At 64.5% G+C, this 15495-nt stretch carries 19 protein-coding genes and 1 tRNA gene; 3 read left to right on the top strand and 17 right to left on the bottom strand.

Annotated features, from left to right (window positions below):
- Window positions 1–50: 50 nt before the first annotated feature.
- The 17 genes from ACUXVX_RS11555 to ACUXVX_RS11475 form a co-directional block, all read right to left on the bottom strand.
- A complete protein-coding gene (locus ACUXVX_RS11555; protein ID WP_446308423.1) occupies window positions 51–1556 on the bottom strand; it encodes a hypothetical protein in 1506 nt (501 codons plus the stop codon).
- A gap of 341 nt (window positions 1557–1897) precedes the next feature.
- On the bottom strand, window positions 1898–2317 hold the full coding sequence (locus ACUXVX_RS11550; protein WP_446308422.1) for a hypothetical protein: 420 nt from the start codon (window positions 2315–2317) through the stop codon (window positions 1898–1900).
- Window positions 2314–3330 carry a site-specific integrase gene (locus ACUXVX_RS11545; RefSeq protein ID WP_446308421.1) on the bottom strand — a complete coding sequence of 339 codons (1017 nt, stop codon included), beginning with the start codon at window positions 3328–3330 and terminating at the stop codon, window positions 2314–2316. The genes ACUXVX_RS11550 and ACUXVX_RS11545 overlap by 4 nt, the downstream gene beginning before the upstream one ends.
- Before the next feature lie 107 nt (window positions 3331–3437).
- Window positions 3438–3514 (bottom strand) — tRNA-Arg (locus ACUXVX_RS11540).
- Window positions 3515–3563: 49 nt separating this feature from the next.
- Entirely contained in the window at window positions 3564–4784 is a 1221-nt protein-coding gene (locus ACUXVX_RS11535; RefSeq protein WP_446308420.1) for a cysteine desulfurase, read from the bottom strand.
- A complete protein-coding gene (locus ACUXVX_RS11530; RefSeq protein WP_222469414.1) occupies window positions 4777–5388 on the bottom strand; it encodes a Yip1 family protein in 612 nt (203 codons plus the stop codon). The genes ACUXVX_RS11535 and ACUXVX_RS11530 overlap by 8 nt, the downstream gene beginning before the upstream one ends.
- Window positions 5385–5906: a YIP1 family protein gene (locus ACUXVX_RS11525; protein ID WP_446308419.1), complete on the bottom strand. Its 522-nt coding sequence runs from the start codon at window positions 5904–5906 to the stop codon at window positions 5385–5387. The genes ACUXVX_RS11530 and ACUXVX_RS11525 overlap by 4 nt, the downstream gene beginning before the upstream one ends.
- 10 nt (window positions 5907–5916) lie before the next feature.
- Entirely contained in the window at window positions 5917–7224 is a 1308-nt protein-coding gene (gene sufD / locus ACUXVX_RS11520) for a Fe-S cluster assembly protein SufD (RefSeq protein ID WP_446308418.1), read from the bottom strand.
- The gene (gene sufC / locus ACUXVX_RS11515; protein WP_222492817.1) at window positions 7224–7979 is read right to left on the bottom strand and encodes a Fe-S cluster assembly ATPase SufC; all 756 of its coding nucleotides are present in this window, start codon (window positions 7977–7979) and stop codon (window positions 7224–7226) included. The genes sufD and sufC overlap by 1 nt, the downstream gene beginning before the upstream one ends.
- A 79-nt stretch (window positions 7980–8058) precedes the next feature.
- Window positions 8059–8520 carry a hypothetical protein gene (locus ACUXVX_RS11510; RefSeq protein WP_446308417.1) on the bottom strand — a complete coding sequence of 154 codons (462 nt, stop codon included), beginning with the start codon at window positions 8518–8520 and terminating at the stop codon, window positions 8059–8061.
- Between the two features lie 12 nt (window positions 8521–8532).
- Complete coding sequence (locus ACUXVX_RS11505; RefSeq protein WP_222469418.1) at window positions 8533–9033, bottom strand: hypothetical protein; 501 nt, start codon at window positions 9031–9033, stop codon at window positions 8533–8535.
- Between the two features lie 181 nt (window positions 9034–9214).
- Complete coding sequence (locus ACUXVX_RS11500; RefSeq protein WP_446308416.1) at window positions 9215–10141, bottom strand: FkbM family methyltransferase; 927 nt, start codon at window positions 10139–10141, stop codon at window positions 9215–9217.
- A 9-nt stretch (window positions 10142–10150) separates the two neighbouring features.
- Window positions 10151–10462: a heavy metal-binding domain-containing protein gene (locus ACUXVX_RS11495; RefSeq protein WP_222469420.1), complete on the bottom strand. Its 312-nt coding sequence runs from the start codon at window positions 10460–10462 to the stop codon at window positions 10151–10153.
- A gap of 1 nt (window position 10463) precedes the next feature.
- Complete coding sequence (locus ACUXVX_RS11490) at window positions 10464–10640, bottom strand: hypothetical protein (RefSeq protein WP_222469421.1); 177 nt, start codon at window positions 10638–10640, stop codon at window positions 10464–10466.
- 3 nt (window positions 10641–10643) lie between these two features.
- Window positions 10644–12155 carry a Fe-S cluster assembly protein SufB gene (sufB, locus tag ACUXVX_RS11485; RefSeq protein WP_446308415.1) on the bottom strand — a complete coding sequence of 504 codons (1512 nt, stop codon included), beginning with the start codon at window positions 12153–12155 and terminating at the stop codon, window positions 10644–10646.
- A gap of 33 nt (window positions 12156–12188) precedes the next feature.
- Entirely contained in the window at window positions 12189–13199 is a 1011-nt protein-coding gene (locus tag ACUXVX_RS11480) for a cysteine desulfurase family protein (RefSeq protein ID WP_446308414.1), read from the bottom strand.
- A complete protein-coding gene (locus tag ACUXVX_RS11475; RefSeq protein ID WP_446308413.1) occupies window positions 13196–13684 on the bottom strand; it encodes an Rrf2 family transcriptional regulator in 489 nt (162 codons plus the stop codon). The genes ACUXVX_RS11480 and ACUXVX_RS11475 overlap by 4 nt, the downstream gene beginning before the upstream one ends.
- A 180-nt stretch (window positions 13685–13864) precedes the next feature.
- Here ACUXVX_RS11475 and ACUXVX_RS11470 point away from each other — a divergent pair, with 180 nt between their 5' ends.
- From ACUXVX_RS11470 to ACUXVX_RS11460, 3 genes are read left to right on the top strand one after another with little or no spacing between them, the layout of a single operon-like run.
- Window positions 13865–14521 carry an alpha/beta hydrolase gene (locus tag ACUXVX_RS11470; RefSeq protein WP_222469425.1) on the top strand — a complete coding sequence of 219 codons (657 nt, stop codon included), beginning with the start codon at window positions 13865–13867 and terminating at the stop codon, window positions 14519–14521.
- Window positions 14522–14532: 11 nt separating this feature from the next.
- The gene (locus tag ACUXVX_RS11465) at window positions 14533–14793 is read left to right on the top strand and encodes a hypothetical protein (protein WP_222469426.1); all 261 of its coding nucleotides are present in this window, start codon (window positions 14533–14535) and stop codon (window positions 14791–14793) included.
- Window positions 14783–15406 (top strand): HD domain-containing protein, encoded by a 624-nt coding sequence (locus ACUXVX_RS11460; RefSeq protein ID WP_446308412.1) that lies wholly within the window; start codon window positions 14783–14785, stop codon window positions 15404–15406. The genes ACUXVX_RS11465 and ACUXVX_RS11460 overlap by 11 nt, the downstream gene beginning before the upstream one ends.
- Window positions 15407–15495: the final 89 nt, after the last annotated feature.

Below are 15495 nucleotides of genomic sequence, written 5' to 3'. Positions count from 1 at the left end.
GCGCTGGGCGGCCTCTCCTCGGGTGGTCGGGGTTGGTGTGGTGGCTGGCCTCATGCTGGCACGGTGCCTTTCAGCACCCGTTTGCGCCTCCGCTGTGGGTTGTGAGGAATGCCGTCCTTGTCGCGGCTCGACACCTCGCCGATCTCCAGCCAATTCGTCAGGAGGTTCCGCATACGCTGCGAGGGCAGATAGACAGTGGCCCTCTGTCTTGGCTGCCACGACTGCCCGGTGCCATTCACACCGCCCTTGCGGATACAGGACCGGAAGAGCCACTGCACCAGCTCCGTGAGGGCGTAGGCATCGGCAAATTCCCGAGCTTCAGGGCTGCCTTGGGCCAAGCCGAGGAACCGCAGGAGCTGCGGCTGTGGGTGCTGATCGTAGAGGTAGATCGCGGTGTTGCAGTCGCTGTGCTTGTTGGTGCCCCGCGTGGTGTTGGAGACGAACTGCACGCCGGTTGTGCTCCAGTCCTTCACATGGTCCTGTACGTCCGTGGCAAAGCGGCTCTCCTGTGTCGCTCGCCCGAACATCCGAGTATGCACGGAGAGCTTGCCTGCAACCGGCTTGTCGCCGGTCTTGTGCGCACACCAGATCGGACGTGCCGAGGTCAACATGACCGTGGTCAAATCAACACCCCGAAGCACCCTGCCCCGGAACTTGCGGAGGGCGTTGCCTGCCGGGACGCACTGTGCTCGCGTCTTCAGGTCCTTGAGCTGGGCGGAGTAGCTCCACCGCCACTTCTCCAGCTCTGGAAGTCCTTCGACCGTCAGGGCCTGTGAGACGTCCTGCCGCCAGCGGGCTTCAACATCTGCGGGCAGCCGGTCCACCTCCAGCGTGAACAACCCGGGGTGCTGGGCCAGGTGCTTGTTGAGGAAGTGCAGCAGCACCGAGCCTTGCGACAGGTAGGTATAGATCGTCACAGTCTTGGGCCGCGTCAGCAGCTCGAACGGCACCGTCAGGACAAACAGGTTGTCGCTGACCTGATACAGCGCACCGGACTTTGCCTTCTGGTAGAGCTCCCGGTCGAAGGTGCCGTTTCCGGCTTCGTAGGTGGCATCCCACTTCTCGGTGGGCACCACCCGCCCATCAGCTTCCACTCGGGCCATGCCAAGGTCAACGTAGTCCTGTGCGAACTCGGTGGGCTTGACCGAAGTGGCATGCTCAAACGGGGTGATCACCTCGTCGATGATGAGGTTGTAGTCGTCCAGCAGGTTGCGTTCGGTGAGCGTGGGTGCACCCGTCCCGTCCCACTCAACGAGGTGTGGCGTGTTGCTGCCCTTGGTGGCGAGACTGCCAAGCCGGTAGAACAATGCACTGGTGCAGATCACCGATTTGCCTGCACGGATGAGCTTTTCGCAGTGGTCGGTCTTCCGCCCCTCCGAAGCCTCGGGTTGCGTCATACGGAAGCCGCGCAGGTCAAGAGCAGTCTGCATGAAACGGTCGATCTCACTGAGGAACGGGACAACCGTGATGTACTTCTCGGGCGTTCGGTAGCTGTTGATAATCTCGGTGGATTTGCCGTAGCCGCAGGGGCGGTCCACGATGCGGATGTGGGTCATGATGACCTCCAATGGTTGCGGTCCGTCGGACCAATTTTCGGGGGAGAGAAACGCTGTGCTGACGTAGCGACCTCAGGTCACGCAGTTTGGTTTCTCTATGAGGGAGCGGTTAAGCGTCAGAATGCAGCGTGTTGGCGCAAAAGATCTGGGACCCACCTTTCGCTATGGGTCAACATTTTTACGTGTTTTCAGTGCGCTAGCCAAATGCCACACCACACCCAACGGTGTACAAGGGGTAGTTGCTCTATGAGAGGAGAGTTAAGCACACGGATCGCTCTGCTGACCGTGCCGCAGACCCGTGACTTTCGTCGGTCCGGGTCCGCTTTTTGTTCGGCGCCTAGCTACTTCTGGCGCTCGCAGGTGCCTTGGAAGATCGCCCCGCCACGTGCTCCAATTGCGCCCCACCCGTAGATGTGGTGGACTAAGAGCACCGCCCCGCCGCGTTCCGTGATGGAGAGAAGGGTGACGCCTGTGTTGACCTCGCCTTCATGAACGGCGAGGTAGGTCCGGTAGTTGGCTGAAGATCGAAGCTCCACCGGACCAATCGGGTGCCAGATACCGTCCGACATCAAGTGCTCCAGCCACAGACCCCGGTTCGACCATCGGACCCTGTACATGAAGTCTGCCAGCGTCATGACGCCCTCACTGGAACGAAGGATGTCGAAGGTGCAATTCTCCAGCACTGCCACGGACGATTGTGCAGTCAGCGGCACGGGGCAGCACAGCACAGTCGCTGCCGCAATGAGCCTCCCTAAGTTCATGCTGCGCTCCTCAGCTTCGCGCCAACATCTTCAGCCCGCAAATGGGTGTAGCGGAACAGCATCCGAGGGTCACGGTGACCGCTGATAAGTGCGACCTCGGGCACGCTCAGACCCAACTCGAAGAAGCGGCTGACCGCCTCGTGCCGGAGGTCATGGAACCTCAAGTCAGTGACGCCGGGCAGCTCGGCTGCCACCTTCCGTTTCAACCGCTCCCAGCACTGGCGCACCGCGTTGGGGGACACAGAAAACACCTTGGCCCGCGCATCTGCAGTGACAGGCCGAAGAGACCGAAAGACGGCAGCAGCGCCACGCGTTAGTGGTATGCGGCGCGGCTGCCCGGTCTTGGTCACCGGGATGCGCAGCGTTGCCGTCTCCTCGCACAGGTCGCCCCAGCACACGTCGAGTATCTCCCCTCTGCGCATGCCAGTTTCCACCGCCAAGGTGATGATCGGGCGAAGCCAATCGTTGCGGACGCCACCACAGGCACCAAGCAGGGCTTCAAGCTCACCTGCGGCAAGCCGACGTTCCCGCGCCTGCGGGGTCTTTGGTTTGCGGACCTTAGCCAACGGGTTCTCACCAAGGGGCAAGTCCCACTCGGTCATCGCAACCTCAAATATCGTTCGCAGCAGGCCAAGGTCACGGATGACGGTGCCGGGGCTTACCAGTCGAAGGCGTTGGTCGCGATACCGAGCAAACACCTGAGTGGTGACCTTCGACAGGGGTTTATCGACCCAAGCTTGACGCGCGAAGCCATCCAGCCGCTTATTCTCGGAGGCTTCGCCGCGCTTGCTGACAGTCACTTCACGCCGGTATCGCTCCAGCACATCCCGCACGGTTGTCCTGTCGAGTGAGCTCAGGTCCACCCGCAACGCACTTGCTTCAAGCTCGCCTTCAACTTGCCGTGCCCACTTCTGGGCGTCCTTCTTGGATGTGAAGGACCGTGCCCTAGGGGCGTGCCCCTTAATGCGCACTTGGGCCTGCCACTTGCCGTTCCGGTTTCTGAGAGTCGCCACGCTGTAACCTCCTGTTGGTGTGACCAGAGTGTGACAAGCCGGTCTTCAGGAGGTTTCTGCACAGTGACAGGGGCGAGTTAAGCCACTGTTTAACTTAGGGATTGTGCTGGCGGACCCAAGAGGATTCGAACCTCTGGCCTCTGCCTTCGGAGGGCAGCGCTCTATCCAGCTGAGCTATGGGTCCGCGTGGCGCCTCGTATAGCTGCCCCGCCCTGCTCCCGCAATCGGGAAATTCAGGCGAAAAGTTCGTGGCAGAGCTCCAGTGCCGAAACCAGCCGGTCGACCTCGTCTTCGGTGTTGTAGAGGCCGAAGCTGGCGCGGCAGGTGGCGGTGACGCCGAGGTGCTCCATCAGGGGTTGGGCGCAGTGGTGGCCGGCGCGCACCGCCACGCCGCGCTTGTCGAGCACGGTGGAGATGTCATGCGCGTGGCCTGCGCCTTCGAGGGTGAAGGAGAAGATCGCGCCCTTGCCCGGGGCGTCGCCCTGGACGGTGAGCCAGTTGAGGCCGAAGAGCTTTTCACGCGCGTAGTCGCGGATGCGGGCCTCGTGGGCGGCGATGTGCTCCATGCCGAGGCCCATCATGTACTCCAGCGCCGCGCCGAGGCCGATGGTGGCGACGATGCCGGGGGTGCCTGCCTCGAATTTCATCGGCGGGTCGGTGTAGCTGACGGCCTCGCGGCCCACTTCGCGGATCATGTCGCCGCCGCCCATGAAGGGGCGCATCTCGGCCATGCGGTCCTTGCGGATGTGGATCGCACCCGAGCCGGAGGGCCCGTACAGCTTGTGGCCGGTGATGGCGTAGAAATCGGCACCGATCTCCTCGACGTTGACCGGCATGTGGACGGCGGCCTGGGAGCCGTCGACGAGGGTGGCGACGCCCTTCTCGCGGGCCGCCTTGCAGATGGCGGCCACGTCGACGACCGTGCCGAGCACGTTGGACATGTGGGTGACGGCGACGAGCTTGGTCTTCGGGCCGATCGCGTCGATCACCTTTTGCGCAGGCAGCGAGCCATCCGCCTCGGGCTCGACCCATTTGAGGACCACGCCCTGCCGCTCGCGGAGGAAGTGCCAGGGGACGATGTTGGCATGGTGCTCCATCACCGACAGCACGATCTCGTCGCCCGCCTCCAGCCGGGGCGCAGCCCAGCCGTAGGAGACGAGGTTGATCCCCTCGGTGGTGCCGGTGGTGAAGACGATCTCGTGCTCGTCCTTCGCGCCGAGAAAGCGGGCGATGGTGCCGCGCACGGCCTCGTATTTGTCGGTCGCCAAGTTGGAGAGAAAGTGCAGGCCGCGGTGAACGTTGGCATATTCCATCTCGTAGGCGCGGGTGACGGCCTCGATCACCGCGCGGGGCTTTTGCGCCGAGGCGCCGTTGTCGAGATAGGTCAGCGGCTTGCCGTTCACCTCGCGGGCGAGGATCGGAAAGTCGGCGCGGATGGCGGAAACGTCATACATTGGGCGGGGTTCCGGGGATGGTCACGCCGATGATGGCGAGCAGGATCGACAGGGCGAAGATGGCACCGAGGCCGGTGAGCAGGATGCCGAGAAACACCAACGGCGGCTTGGTGAAGCCGTGGAGCTCGGTGGTCATGCTGGTGAGCAGGTAGAAGAAGACGAAGACGTTGAACAGCATCACCCCGGCGGCCAGCGGCGGGAAGATGAGGATCAGCAGGATCTCGACCGCCTGAAGCACGATGAGGGCAAATTGCAGCAGCGCCATCAGCAGGATCGCATCCTCGAGCCGCCCGCTGCCGCCAAAGGCGCGGCCGACCCAGTGGATGCCGAAGACCATGAGGATCAGCAGGCAGCCCTGAACCGCGCCCAGCAGCATGGGGCTGAGCGCGAGCGCAGGGGCAAGGGCGTTGTCCTGCGGCATCTCGACCGGCCCCATCATGAGGCCGAGCACATGGGCGAAGATCAGTTCGATCACCAGAACGAGGGCGAAGATCTGCCATGCGGTGGAGGCGGCAAGGCGCATGTCCTTCACCCGGGCCATCGCCTCGCGCGGGCGGCGGGCGGTGAGTTCGAGCAGTTTCAGCAGGCTGGGCGCGTTGGTCATGCGCTGGCTCCTTCGGCGGAGGGGCCGAACTCGGCCTCCGCAAGGCAGAGGCCCCAATGGGCAAAGAAGGCGATGGTGACGATGGCACCGACCAGCGTGGCCTCGGCCCCGTCACCGATGAAGCCACGGGTAAGGCCGTAGAGCAGCATCAGAGGCGAGATCACCAGCACCGTCCAGAACAGCGCCAGACGGGCGCCATAGGCCGTGCCGCGACCGCCGAGCGCCTTGCAGGCGAGATGCGAGAGCAGCGCCACGAGGTAGAACACCAGCGGCATTATGAAGAGCCATGCCAGCAGCGTGCCGCCAATCAGCATTTGCAGCGGCTGCTCTGCCTCTGCGCCGAGCTTTTGCAGCTCGGCATCACGCGCCAGCCGGGGCCATTGCGCGATGAAGATCACGAGGCAGCCCGCCATGAGCAGCATCAGCGCCCGCTCCTCGCGGGGCGGGCCTGCGAGCATCCGGCGCAGCGTGGCGCGCGGCGCCCGCAGGCTGGCCAGCATATTGGTGGTGACGGCCATGCCCTGCCCTTCAGCCGCTGTGCCGCTGGAGCCATGCGGCGAGCCGCTCGGTCAGCTCACCGGCGAGATCCTTGTTCTCGATCTCCTCGATGGCCTCGGCCACGAAGGCGAGCACCAGCAAACTCTGCGCCTCCTTGCGCGGGATGCCCCGCGACAGGAAGTAGAACAGCGCATCCTCGTCGATCGCCCCTGTGGTCGAGCCGTGGGAGCAGGCGACATCGTCGGCGTAGATCTCAAGCTCCGGCTTGGCGAGGAACTGGCTGTCATCGTCCAGCAGGAGCGACTGGCTGATCTGGTAGCCGTCGGTCTTTTGCGCGCCTTCCTTCACGAGGATCTTGCCCTGGAACACGCCTTTGGCGCCGTTGCGCAGCACCTTCTTGAAGACCTGCCGGCTCTCGCAGTTCACCGCGTCATGGGTGATGAACACGGTGTCATCGTGGTGAAAGTCGCCATCGCCAAGGCAGGCGCCCGCGATATGGGCTACCGCATCGTCGCCGGTGAACTCGATCACCGCCTCGTTGCGGGTGAGCACGCCGTTCACCGTGAGGGTGAAGCTCTTGAAGGTGCTCTCCTCCCCCAGACGGGCGAAGATGTGGCTGACGGCGCGGCGCTCGTGGTCACGGCCCTGTGCGCGGATGTGGTGGAAGGCGCCGGTATCCGCCACGTCCACCTCGAGCACCTTGTTGAAGCGGGCGGCGGCAGGGCCGTTCTCCAGCAGGGTCAGCTCGGCCCCGGCCTCGACCTTCACCACGTGATGCAGGATCGCGTCGGAGGCCTCGGCGTTATGCAGGTAGGTGATGTGGACGGGTTTGGAGACCTTGCCGGTCGCCCGGATCAGGATGCCATCGGTTGCCAGCGCGGTGTTGAGTGCGGCGAGCGGGCGGGCCACGGGCTGCTGCCCACGGGCCTCGAGCGTGCCGTAGAGGCTTTGCGCCCAATGGATATCGGCAGCCTCAGCCTCGGATAGCCGGGCAATCTCGAGCCCCTCGCCCTCAAGGCTGTCGGACGCCTCTGCATCGAAGACACCATCGACGAAGGTCAGGTGCAGGCGGTCCACCCCGCCGAAGATCAGCGTTTCCTGCGGGTCGAAGGTGGCCGCCTTCACCGGCTCGGGCTGGCTGAGCGTGGTCGGGTCGGTGAACTTCCAGTATTCGTCGCGGCGGTGCGGCAGGCCGAGGTCGATGAGGCGGCTCAGCGCCTCCTGACGGGGCGTGGCGGACCAGCCGGAGGCGGCAGGCACAGGCGTGGCGGCAAGCCGCGCCTCGGCCTGCGCCCGGCGGTCGGCGGCCATGATCTCTTTGCGGGATTGCGCTGCCATCAGGCCATCTCCGCCAGAATGTCGGCGTAGCCGTTGTGCTCGACCTCGAGCGCCAGCTCGGGGCCCCCGGTTTTGACGATGCGGCCATCGGCCATGATGTGCACCACATCGGGTTTGATGTGATCGAGCAGGCGCTGGTAGTGGGTGATCACGAGGAAGCTGCGGCCCTCGCTGCGCAGGGCGTTCACCCCGTCGGCCACCAGTTTCATGGCGTCCACGTCGAGGCCTGAGTCGGTCTCGTCGAGGATGCACATCTTCGGCTCGAGCATCGCCATCTGCAGGATCTCGTTGCGCTTTTTCTCGCCGCCGGAGAAGCCCATGTTGACCGGGCGCTTCAGCATCTCGGCGTCGATCTTCAGGCTCTTGGCCTTGGCGCGGACCTCCTTGAGGAAATCGGTCGCGCTCATCTCTTCCTGCCCGCGCGCCTTGCGCTGCGCGTTCACAGCGGTGCGCAGGAAGGTCATGTTGGACACGCCCGGAATTTCGACCGGATACTGGAACGCCAGAAACAGGCCCTCGGCGGCGCGCTCCTCGGTCTCCAGCTCCAGCAGGTCGGCGCCTTCCATCACGGCGGAGCCTTCGGTCACCTCGTAGCCTTCGCGGCCCGAGAGCACGTAGGAGAGCGTGGATTTGCCCGAGCCGTTCGGCCCCATGATCGCATGGACCTTGCCGGTTTCGACGGTGAGGTCGACGCCTTTGAGGATCTGCTTGTCCTCTTCTTCAAGTTTGACGTGGAGGTTTTTGATTTCCAACATTTTTCTTACCTTTGCAAAGCGAATGGCCCGGCGACCCAGAGGGGTGCCGGGGGTGTGAGAAACCGACCGTGGAATGCGGTCAGAAGATCGAGAAGCTGTAGCCCGCCTGCACCAGCGAGACGAACTGTTGATTGAAGAGCGCGGCCGAGAGGCCAGGGGCAAACTCGGGCAGCATGGTTTCGGCCGACATCTCGCCGACCACCCCGGCCACAAGCGCGCCCTGCCCCAGAAAGCCGCGCGCCCTTATGCCCTGCGAGAGCACATAGGCGATGACCATGATCGCGATGATGCCCACCATCGCGCCCGTGCCCTCCAGATAGGCCATCGCGTCGCCGCCCAGCCAGAGGTGAAACTCCACCATCGAGGCGCCAAGGCTCGCCACCGCGCCGAGCATCAGGCCGCGGGCCACATCCCCTGCGCCCGGCTCGTCGCTCACCGGCCGTGCCGGGGCCTGCGCGGAAGGCTCCGCCGCCGTGGCGGGCGCGGCTTTCGGCTGCGCATCCAGCCGGGCGAGACGGGCCTGAAAGTCCTGCTGCGCCAACGCCCTGCCCTCCTACACCGGCAACCGCTGCAACAGGTGCCCGTAGAGCACCGTGTTGGGGTCGGTCGTGGAGATCACCGCGTTCACCCATGTCGGGCCGAAGAACTGGGCAAAGAGCTCCGGCGCTCGATGCACCAGCATATGCATGGTGAGCGTGCCGGCCCCGGTGCCCACCGTGGCCACGACGACCTGCGTGACCGAGCGCATCTGCACGATCTGGCAGAGCACGAAGGTCAGAATCACGGCCATCACCGCATCCACCGCCAAGGTGCTGGTCAGCACCTGCCCGCCCTCGGGCACGCCGCTCACCGCCAGCCGCCCGTAGCGCGCCACGGAGATCGCCAGCAGCCCGATGGCAAAGGCCATCGGCAGCGAGACGGTGTGAAACACCCGCGCGACCGGCCCGTTCTTGCCTTTGCGGCGCTGCTGCTGGATCGGAGAGTGCACAACGCCGTCCGGGGCCCATTGCTTGCCCTTGTTGATCCGGGAGATCCGGTCGTTGAACGTATCCAAGCTCGCCACGGGTGCCCTCAGCCTCATCGTCGGTCTTGCGTGTTGGTGAACCAACTATCAACCGATTGGGGCAGGATTGGGGAAAATGCGTCTCGAAAGGCGGGCATGGTAAACCGCCCGCCGGGCCATGGCGGCGCTGTGGCGCAGATGCGCAGGAGAGAGAAACAGCGACCTGCATCGTCTAGACTTTCGCAGCTCCCACCGGATCGGCAGGCTGCGGCGCCTCCTCCGGCTCTTTCAACGCCTCTTCGGGCACCCGGCCCATGTAGTGGCCCACAACGTGGCTGGCGATCGCCCCGCGATCCTGCAGAAGGGTCAGGCAGAAGGCGCAGAGGTCATAACTTTCGGCCACGGCATCGGCCAGCAGCGCGAGGGCCTTCAGCTGGAAATCGCTCAGTTTTTCAGGGGCTTCCATGTTGCGGATGTAAACCGCGTCGCCATCGAGCAACTGGCTGCCCGCCTTGCGCTTGAACTGCTTCCAGCGCCGCGACGAGAGCACGACCGATTTTTGATGCAGGAACTTGTGCAGCACAAAGCCCTGCCGCCGCAGCTCGGTATCCAGCTCGGCCCAGGTCGGCTCATCCTCGTACATCTGATAAAACCGCACCTCGGGGATCACCATGACCGCCTCGGAGAGCGTTTGGGGGCCGCCCTTCATCACATCCAGTTCGGCGCCCTGCACATCCATCTTCAGCAGGTCGAGCTTGGGAAAATCCTTCACGTTGTCGAGCGCCACTAGGGTCATCGGGATCTCGGTGATCTCGCGCTTGGTCCAGAACCCCTTGTTCAGGTAGCGCGCGCAGGCCTCGGAGAACTCGAAGACCGAGGAGAGCGAGCCAAGCTGGTGGGCATAGAAGGTCGCCTTGCCCGGCTTGCCGACGGCGGCGTTATAGAGCGTGGTGCGCTCCGGTTTGGCTTCTTCCAGCTCGGCAAAAGCCAGCGGCTCGGGCTCGAAGGCATGAAGCTGCGCCGCACCCGCGCCCATGATCAGCCGGTAGCCGGGCTTCTCATTGGTCAGCCGGGCACCGATATCGGCCACGTTCAGCTCGCGCTCCAGCTTCAGATTCTGGATCAGCCATTCGGCACGTTTCTTGCGGTTCAAGGCCATGCGTGGCTCCTAGCCCAGAGTCACAGCCGTGCCCGAGGCACTGACCATCAGCATGTTGTTGATGACCTCGTAGTCGAGATCGACACCCACCACCGCATTGGCCCCCAGCGCGGCGGCCTTCTCCTGCATCTCGCGCAGCGCGGTCTCCCGCGCGCGGCCCAGCTCTTGCTCATAGGCCGCCGAACGCCCGCCGACGATGTCACGGATGCCGGCGAAGAGATCGCGGAAGATGTTGGCCCCGAGGATCGCCTCGCCGGTGACGATGCCCTTGTAGCCGGTGATGCTCTTGCCCTCGACGGAGGGCGTGGTTGTGACGATCATCTTACTTCTCCCGTTGGCGCCAGACGAAGCGCGCGAAGAGCGAACCAAGGAACCCCGACACAAAGGACACCAAGACCACAGCCCCGAGCGGCAGCATCCCCGCCACCTGATCTACGCCCACGGCGAAGACGGCGCAAAACGCCCCGGTGGTGAATGCTGCGATCAAGGCCGCCTTCATGGCTCACCCCACCGAACCTTCCAGCGAGATCGCCACAAGCTGCTGGGCTTCCATCGCAAACTCCATCGGCAGCGCCTGCAGCACCTCCTTGCAGAAGCCGTTGACCACGAGCGCCACGGCCTCCTCCTCGTCCATCCCGCGCTGGCGGCAGTAGAAGAGCTGGTCGTCATCCACCTTGGAGGTGGTGGCCTCGTGCTCCACCCGGCTGCTGTTATTTTTCACCTCGATGTAGGGCACGGTGTGTGCCCCGCAGTCGGAGCCGATGAGCAGGCTGTCGCACTGGGTGTAGTTGCGGCTGTTCTTGGCCTTGGGGTGCATCGAGACGAGGCCGCGATAGGTGTTTTGCGCACGGCCCGCCGAGATGCCCTTGGAGACGATCCGGCTGCGGGTGTTCTTGCCCAAGTGGATCATCTTGGTGCCGGTGTCGGCCTGCTGGTAGTTGTTGGTGATGGCGATGGAGTAGAACTCGCCCTGGCTTTCCTCGCCGCGCAGGATGCAGCTGGGGTACTTCCATGTCACCGAAGAGCCAGTTTCGACCTGCGTCCACATCACCTTGGCGCGGTCGCCGCGGCAGTCGGCTCGCTTGGTGACAAAGTTGTAGATCCCGCCCTTGCCGTTCTCGTCGCCGGGGAACCAGTTTTGCACGGTGGAATATTTCACCTCGGCGTCGTCCATCACCACGATTTCGACCACGGCGGCGTGCAGCTGCGAGGTGTCGCGCTGAGGGGCGGTGCAGCCTTCAAGGTAACTGACATAAGCGTTGCTGTCGCAGATGATCAGCGTGCGCTCGAACTGGCCGGTGTTCTCGGCGTTGATCCGGAAATAGGTCGAAAGCTCCATAGGGCAGCGCACGCCGGGCGGCACGTAGACGAAGGAGCCATCGGAGAAGACCGCACTGTTCAGGCAGGCATAGAAGTTGTCGCCTTGCGGCACGACACTCCCGAGGTACTTCTTCACCAGCTCCGGGTGTTCCTTGATCGCCTCGGAGATGGAGCAGAAGATCACGCCCTTGCTGGCCAGCTCGGCCTTGAAGGTGGTGCCGACGCTCACGGAGTCGAACACCGCATCCACGGCGACCTTGCGGCCCTCGGCCGGGGCGCTCTCCGCCCCCTCGACGCCTGCCAGAATCATCTGTTCTTTCAGCGGGATACCGAGCTTTTCGTAAGTGGCCAGCAGCGCCGGGTCGACCTCGTCGAGCGACTTCGGCTTATCCTTCATCGAGGCGGGCTTGGCGTAGTAATACTGCTTCTGGAAGTCGATCTCGGGGTAGTCGACCATCGCCCAGTCGGGCTCTTCCATCTGCTTCCAGCGCTCGAAGGCCTGCAGCCGCCAGTCGGTCATCCACTCGGGCTCACCATTGTTGGCGGAGATCAGGCGGACGATCTCCTCGTTCAGCCCCATCGGGGCAAAATCCATCTCGATGTCGGTGTTCCAGCCGTATTTGTAGGCGCCCATCGCCTTTACGGCTTCAACGGTTTCGGCGTCCACGCCTTCTTTCACGTCAAGATCGTTCATCGTCTTTCCTTTCAACGGCTTGGGGAGCGTTCCTCACGCAACCCGCGCCTGGTGTTTTCTGTGTGCGGCGGCCCAGCTTTCGGCAAAGCGGGCGATATCTTCTTCAGCGGTGTCCGGCCCCAGCGAGACCCGGATGGCGGAGCGGGCAATGGCCTCATCGAACCCCATCGCGCGGAGCACCCGGCTTTCCTTCACCTTGCCCGAGGAGCAGGCGGAGCCGGCGGATATGGCAAAACCGGCGAGGTCCATCGACATCACCTGCGTCTCGCCCTTCCAGCCCGGCGCGGCGAAGCACGAGGTGTTGGGCAAGCGTTTCGCCTCTTGCCCTATGAATATGGTCTCCGGCGCGGCCTCTGCCACCAGAGCTTCCAAAGTGTCGCGGGCCTTGGCCACCCGCGCCCAGTCTCCGGCGGCGAGCCGCTTTTCCGCCGCTTCAACGGCGGCCCCGAAGCCCGCGATCCCAATCACGTTTTCGGTGCCGGAGCGGCGGCCCATCTCCTGCCCGCCGCCCTTGAGCAGCGGGGCGATATCCAGCCCCTCGCGGACGATCAGCGCGCCAACCCCCTTGGGGCCGCCCAGCTTGTGGGCCGAAAGCACCGCCAGATCGGCGCTGGACCAGCCAAAGGCAAAGGGTATGCGGCCAATGGCCTGCGTCACGTCGAGCAGCAGCAACTCGCAGGGGTGCGGCTTAGGCACCTCCGAGATCACCCCGGTCTCGCTGTTGGCCAGCCCCATCGCGTAGATCCGGCCCTCGGGCGCGTTATGGGCCCAGAGCGCATCATGCGCCGTTGGCTCCACCACCGCGCCGCCTGACAGCACCTGCGCCGCCTCGGTCGCCCCGCCGGTGAACACCACCTCCTGCGGCTTGCAGCCCACCGCTGCCGCAACCTGAGCACGCGCACGCTCGACAGCCGCCTTGGCCGCCCGCCCTTCGGCGTGAACGGACGACGGGTTGCCGACGATCTCCATCGCCTGCAGCATCGCCGCGCGCGCCTCCGGCAGCAGCGGCGCCGTGGCATTGAAATCGAGGTAGCTGCGGCTCACGCCTCGGCCTCCGCCTCTTCCTCGTCCACCACCATGAAGAAGTTCGGCACCGCCGGGCAGGTCGCCATCGGCTTTTCGATCACCGAGGCCAGCGTGGCCTGATGCAGGTAAACGTAAACATGGGAGGAAAGCCCCTCCCACAGCCGGTTGACCATGCTCTGCGCGCGGCTGCCCGAGACGGCGCCCTTGGAGCCTGCCCCGGTGTGCAGCGCGCTCACGGTCTCATCCACCGCTTCGAGCACCTCGGCCACGCGGATCTCTTCGGGGCAGCGGGCCAGCCGATAGCCGCCCCCCGGCCCGCGCACGCTCTCCACCAGCCCGGCCTGCCGGAGCTTCACGAAAAGCTGTTCGAGATACGACAGCGAGATGCTCTGCCGCTTGGAAATTTCAGAAAGCGAGACCAGCGCCGTGGCCTCACCCTTCTGCGACAGGGCGAGGTCGGCCAGCGCAACCATCGCGTAGCGTCCTTTGGTCGAGAGCTTCAATCGCCTGATCCTTACGGCAGAGAGCCCCGAGGGGCCAAATTGCATTGACGACAGAGGCAATGGTGATTACCTCCGTCGCACCCGTTCGGGTGGGGTCGCGCCAATTTAGAATAATTCTAGATTTGCCCCGCGACCACGTCAACCGCCCCCGGGCATAAAAGAGGACAAAAAAGGTCAGGTATGCCCGAAGTGATTTTTCCCGGCCCCGAGGGCCGGCTCGAAGGCAGGTATCACCCGCAGCAGGGTGTCAAAGACGCCCCCATCGCCATCATCCTGCACCCGCATCCGCAGTTCGGCGGGACGATGAACAACCGGGTCGTGTACAACCTGCACTACACCTTCCACAAAATGGGCTTCACCGTGCTGCGGTTCAACTTCCGCGGCGTGGGGCGCTCTCAAGGGGAGTATGATCAGGGGATCGGCGAGCTTTCCGATGCCGCCTCGGCGCTGGATTACCTGCAGTCGATGAACACCAACGCCAAGCATTGCTGGGTCGCGGGCTTCTCCTTTGGCGCGTGGATTGGCATGCAGCTTCTGATGCGGCGGCCCGAGATCACCGGGTTCATCTCGGTCAGCCCGCCCGCCAACATGTATGACTTCTCCTTCCTCGCGCCCTGCCCCAGCTCGGGCCTGATCCTGAACGGCACCGCCGACCGCGTCGCGCCGCCGAAGGACACCCACACGCTGGTCGAAAAGCTGCACGAGCAGAAGGGCATCACCATCACCCACACCGAGGTGGAGGGTGCGGGCCACTTCTTTGAAGATCCCTATATGGACGAGATGCTCGGCGAGGTGGACACCTACGTGCGCCGCCGCCTGACCGAAACCACGCGCTGACGGAGGCCGGCATGGGCGTTCTGGAAGACCTCGCCGACAAGCTGGCGAAAGACACGATCGACCACGCCGCCAAGCTCGGCGAGGAGGATGACGTGATCCGCGCCGTGGCCAAGAAGCTGGGCATCTCCTCCCCGACGATGGAAGAGACCTTCATGACCTCGATCCGCGTGCGCCTCGCCGAGCGCCGGGCGCGCCAGTTTCTGGAAAAGCAGATCGAGCAGGGTTTCTTGGAAAAGGACACCGGCCCCAAGCTGATGGACGATGGCCATTAGCGGCGCCGGCGCCCCTACCCCCGATCGCACCCCCGATCTCGACCGGCAGATCGCCTTTCTGACCGAAGCCTGCAAGCTGCGCGGCATCGAGCGGGCCTCCAAGCTCGCCGACGGCTCGCGGCACGAGAACTCGGGCGAGCACTCGTGGCATCTCGCGCTCTTCGCGCTGGTGCTTGAGGGTGAGGCGCCCGAGGGCGTCGACATCAACCGGGTGATCCGCATGGCGCTGATCCACGATCTGGTGGAGATCGACGCAGGCGATGCGCCAATCTTCGAGGCCGGGCTGGACCAGGCCGAGATCGAGGCCGCCGAGGCCGCCGCCGCCGACCGTATCTTCGGTATGCTCCCCGAGCCGCAGGGCGCTGCGCTGCGGGCGCTCTGGGATGAGTTTGAGGCGGCAGAGTCCGCCGATGCCCGCTTTGCCAAGGCGCTCGACCGCTTTCAGCCCCCGGTGCTGAACCTCGCCAATGGCGGCGCAAGCTGGACCCCGTTCAACGTGGGCTACACGCAGGTCGAGGCCCGGCTCCGCCCGCCGATGGAGCGCGGCGCGCCCACCCTCTGGGGCTGGATCGGCCCGCGCATCCGCGCCTTCTTTTCCGGCGAGGCAAGCTGAGGGCCGGCCGGGCAAAACGCCGGGTATATTTGCCACAGCCCTGTCGGATGACACATCGGCCCGGCAGCCTGCCACATTCTCGCCACATT

It is taken from the genome of Vannielia sp. SX4 (assembly GCF_052828525.1).
This window is presented reverse-complemented; position numbering and strand designations above follow the sequence as displayed.

What these genes read in the sequence shown, in the direction of transcription:
- sufD (WP_446308418.1), bottom strand. Translation starts at nt 7,224, where the DNA reads ATGGCAGCGCAATCCCGCAAAGAGATCATGGCCGCCGACCGCCGGGCG.
- ACUXVX_RS11470 (WP_222469425.1), top strand. Translation starts at nt 13,865, where the DNA reads ATGCCCGAAGTGATTTTTCCCGGCCCCGAGGGCCGGCTCGAAGGCAGG.
- ACUXVX_RS11500 (WP_446308416.1), bottom strand. Translation starts at nt 10,141, where the DNA reads ATGGCCTTGAACCGCAAGAAACGTGCCGAATGGCTGATCCAGAATCTG.
- ACUXVX_RS11460 (WP_446308412.1), top strand. Translation starts at nt 14,783, where the DNA reads ATGGCCATTAGCGGCGCCGGCGCCCCTACCCCCGATCGCACCCCCGAT.
- ACUXVX_RS11525 (WP_446308419.1), bottom strand. Translation starts at nt 5,906, where the DNA reads ATGGCCGTCACCACCAATATGCTGGCCAGCCTGCGGGCGCCGCGCGCC.
- sufC (WP_222492817.1), bottom strand. Translation starts at nt 7,979, where the DNA reads ATGTTGGAAATCAAAAACCTCCACGTCAAACTTGAAGAAGAGGACAAG.
- sufB (WP_446308415.1), bottom strand. Translation starts at nt 12,155, where the DNA reads ATGAACGATCTTGACGTGAAAGAAGGCGTGGACGCCGAAACCGTTGAA.
- ACUXVX_RS11490 (WP_222469421.1), bottom strand. Translation starts at nt 10,640, where the DNA reads ATGAAGGCGGCCTTGATCGCAGCATTCACCACCGGGGCGTTTTGCGCC.
- ACUXVX_RS11495 (WP_222469420.1), bottom strand. Translation starts at nt 10,462, where the DNA reads ATGATCGTCACAACCACGCCCTCCGTCGAGGGCAAGAGCATCACCGGC.
- ACUXVX_RS11530 (WP_222469414.1), bottom strand. Translation starts at nt 5,388, where the DNA reads ATGACCAACGCGCCCAGCCTGCTGAAACTGCTCGAACTCACCGCCCGC.
- ACUXVX_RS11555 (WP_446308423.1), bottom strand. Translation starts at nt 1,556, where the DNA reads ATGACCCACATCCGCATCGTGGACCGCCCCTGCGGCTACGGCAAATCC.
- ACUXVX_RS11535 (WP_446308420.1), bottom strand. Translation starts at nt 4,784, where the DNA reads ATGTATGACGTTTCCGCCATCCGCGCCGACTTTCCGATCCTCGCCCGC.
- ACUXVX_RS11465 (WP_222469426.1), top strand. Translation starts at nt 14,533, where the DNA reads ATGGGCGTTCTGGAAGACCTCGCCGACAAGCTGGCGAAAGACACGATC.
- ACUXVX_RS11550 (WP_446308422.1), bottom strand. Translation starts at nt 2,317, where the DNA reads ATGAACTTAGGGAGGCTCATTGCGGCAGCGACTGTGCTGTGCTGCCCC.